We start from the raw sequence: 3371 nt of genomic DNA on the forward strand, positions 1-3371 counted from the left end.
GCAGACCGCCACGCCCCGCTCCAGCCCGCCGGTGATCCCGGCGAGCTGCTCCCGGACCCCGGTCCGGTAGGCGTCCATCCCCGCCGCGGCGAACCGGTACGGGTCGGGGGGCCACAGGAACGGCCCGAGCAGGACGACCACGGCGACGCCGACGAGGCTCTCCTCCAGCCGTGCCAGCGGGTATCCCGGAACCGCGGTGGCGTACACCATGAGCGCGCTGATCAGCACCTGCTGGTTGGGGGTGCCGGGCCGCCCCATCAGGTACATGCCGGCGCAACCGCAGAGCAGGACGAGCGGGAACGACCACGACGAGTCCGGCACCCAGTGCAGCAAGACCGTGCTCAGCACGACGCCCGCCACCACCCCCGCGAGGCGCTCCCAACCGAGCCGCGGCCAGGCGTACACGTCCTCGCGCAGGATCAGCACCGCCGGGAGCGCGGCCGCCACGGGCGTCGTGGTCGTGCCCAACCACAGGCACAGGTACCAGGACACCGCCGCGCACAGGGCCAGGCGCGCGGCCGACCGCAGCCGCCCCACGGGGGGAGGCACGTACGGGACGGCGACCAGACCGGACATGCCGGACATCGTAGGCTCCTGGGGGTCCGCCACCGGCGGCAGACCCGCCTGGGCGCCCGGCGTCGTGGCGCCGCGCCCCCCAGGGGGTCAGACCGGCTGGAGGACGCCGGCCCCGTCACCGACGGCGGCGGCCAGGATCGCCCGCTCGTGGACACCCGCACGCCGCGTCCACTCCGGGGCGAGCGCGGCGTACGTGGTGACGTCGTGCCAGCTGCCCTGGGTGCGGAACAGCTGCCGCAGCGTCGCTTCCGGACGGAGGCCGGCAGCCTGCATGACCTCGGCCATCCGGGGGTGGTCGGCCCGGTGTCCGGCCCAGATCCGGTGCAGGCCCAGCGGGCCGAACCCGTAGGCCATCAGCAGCCGTCCGGCCTCGTGGCCCTGACCGCGCAGCGGGGAGTCCGGGAGCAGCACCAGTCCGGTGATCATGGCATTGCTGCCGTAGTCCTCCACCAGCAGGCCGATGGTGCCCAGCATCGTGTCGTCGTCCGGGGTGGCGACGGCCAGCGTGTACCTGCGCCGGGGGTGCGCGTGCGGCTGGGCGAGGGTGCGCACGAAGGTCTCGTGCGCCTGGCACGGGTCCATCCGGTCGACCCCGAGGTAGCGGGTGAGCAGCGGGTGGGTGTGGATGCGCTCGAAGGTCCGGTGATCGGTGACCCGCAGCTCGCGCAGCCGCACGCGCTCGCCGAGGAGTTCGGGGACGTGGTTCACCGGACGGCTCCGGCGGCATGCACCTCGGCGGGACCGGCAGCGGCCGGCACCAGCTCCTCCAAGTCCACGTAGGTGCGGCCGGACGGTACCGGCTGCCCCAGGAGCAGGCGGCGCGCGGTGTCGGCGACGAGCGCTCCGCCGAGCATCACCCCGCTGGCGAGCTGCGGCCAGCTGGACAGGGTGCGGCCGATGCGGGGCAGGGCCTCGGCCATGGCCGGGCTGATCCGGGTCTCGTCGACGATCTCCAGCAGGAACCGGACGAGCCCGGCCCGGTCGAGGCCGCGGACCTCCGCGGAGGTGGTGTCGCCGATCCTGCCGTGGAAGAGGGGCCGGCCGGGCTCCAGGTCGAACCGTTCGACGTCCAGCAGTCCGCGGTCGTTGGCGTCCATCAGGACGGGGATCCGGCGGGCGCGCGCGTGCTCGCGGGCGGCAACCTTGGCCCAGGGGGTGTCGCACTCCTCGATCAGCAGGTCCAGGCCGCCCGGTGCGCCGACGGGGCCGAAGAACTCCCCGACGGACTCCTCGTCCAGGCCGCGCCGGTGCACCTCGACGTCGAGGTACGGGTCGAGCTCGTACATCCGGCGTGCGCACAACACGGTCTTCTCCACGCCGAGTTCGTGCACGCCGGCGCGCAGGCGGTTGAGGTTCGACAGGCTCATCCGGTCGAAGTCGGCGAGCCGGAAACGCCCACCGACCCCTTCCATGGCGCAGGTCAGGGCCGCGCTGCTGCCGACCGAGAGGCCGATGACGCCGATGGTGCGGCCCAGGAGGCACCGCTGCTCCACCCTGGTGATCTTGTCGCGGTTCCGGTCCGTACGGACCAGCCGGAACTCCTCCTCGGGCAGGACGTGGACCAGCCGGCCCGACCACGGGTACCACACCCAGCTGCCGTACGCCCGGGACGACTTGCCCTCGCGGGCCGCGAGGACGGCTGCGGCGAGAGCGTCCGGGGTAAACGATTCACCAGGATGCAGGCAGTGCACGAGCTCTGCGAGCTGCTCGTCGATGCGGTCGTGGACCTCGCGGAGGCCGGGTGACGTCAGCAGGGCGTCCAGAGCCGCCGCGTCTTCGTCGCGGTCCGGGTCCAGGACCACCGGCCGAAACGATTCGCTGACCGTTCCGGCACAGGACGGGTCGAGCTCCTCCGGCCTGACGGCGGGAGCGGGGGGAGTTGGGTTCACGGGCCGAAGCTAGCAAGCCGACGATCTTGGATTTGCGACCGTCACCGCCAGGCGCACACTCGAATTGATCTTCGACGCCTTGCGCCCCCGTGCGCCGGATTGCGCGCCGCGCGCCACTGCGACCCGCCATGGCCGAACGTTCACCCCTCACGGGGGCCGCGCCCGGGGGCCCGGCCCCTGCGGGGGCGAACGTCAGGATGTCGGAACGTCAGGATGTCGGAACGTCAGGACGTCAGGACGTCGGAAGGTCAGAGGATCTCGATCGAGTTGACCTTCGGCGGACGGTTCGGATACGTGATCTCGGTCCAGCGGTTGATGCGCACGGAGTCGCCGTTGGCGTCATAGAAGATCAAGTCGTTGTTTCCGGTGGAGATCTTGTCGACCCACCAGCCGCCGAACCCGATCCGCCCCTTGTTGGCGTAGCAGTCCACGCTCTCGCGACCGTCGCTGTGGGACCAGATCTTCAGGAAGTTCTCGCCGCCGCGGCACTCGACGTGATCGATGGCGAAGGCGTTGCCGGGGAGGGTCAGGGTGAGCGATGCCGCCGCAACGAATGCCACAGCAGCCGATCGGACGATCCTCGTCGACTTCAAGAGCACGATCTCTCCTTCACGGGAATCGAGCAGGAAGGGCGGTCTGCGCACCCATGGGCACGTCGGCCGCCCGCACCGCGACACGCCGTTCAACGGCGTTCGCGGTTGCACATCAAGATTCCCGCGCGGTCGGTGCCCTCTGCAATCAATTCGGCGCCGCACGGCCGAAAGCCGCGCCACGATGTCCCGATTTGAACCTCCGCAAGGCAGTTGAAACGTTTTTTTGTATATTGGATATAATCGAGCATTTTTGAGAAAAACTGTCTATTTAAAAAAAAACAAGACCCCACCCACACAAGCGCTAGGGGGGGGT

Annotated in this window: 5 protein-coding genes; all 5 read right to left on the bottom strand. The window is 70.5% G+C overall.

What is annotated here, in order from left to right; all coding sequences use genetic code 11:
• On the bottom strand, positions 1-585 hold a 585-nt coding region (locus ACFXA3_RS25960), incomplete at its 3' end, for an FUSC family protein (protein WP_385190665.1).
• A 78-nt stretch (positions 586-663) separates the two neighbouring features.
• Positions 664-1284: a GNAT family N-acetyltransferase gene (locus tag ACFXA3_RS25965; protein WP_385190666.1), complete on the bottom strand. Its 621-nt coding sequence runs from the start codon at positions 1282-1284 to the stop codon at positions 664-666.
• Positions 1281-2465, bottom strand: coding sequence for a ThiF family adenylyltransferase (locus ACFXA3_RS25970; protein WP_385190667.1), 1185 nt, complete (start codon positions 2463-2465; stop codon positions 1281-1283). Before ACFXA3_RS25970 ends, ACFXA3_RS25965 begins: the two co-directional genes overlap by 4 nt.
• Before the next feature lie 248 nt (positions 2466-2713).
• The gene (locus ACFXA3_RS25975) at positions 2714-3025 is read right to left on the bottom strand and encodes a beta/gamma crystallin domain-containing protein (RefSeq protein ID WP_385190669.1); all 312 of its coding nucleotides are present in this window, start codon (positions 3023-3025) and stop codon (positions 2714-2716) included.
• A gap of 122 nt (positions 3026-3147) precedes the next feature.
• A partial coding sequence (locus tag ACFXA3_RS25980; protein WP_385190671.1) for a hypothetical protein occupies positions 3148-3371 on the bottom strand: 224 nt, incomplete at its 5' end.

This window comes from Streptomyces sp. NPDC059456 (genome assembly GCF_042750055.1).
Lineage (GTDB): Bacteria > Actinomycetota > Actinomycetes > Streptomycetales > Streptomycetaceae > Streptomyces.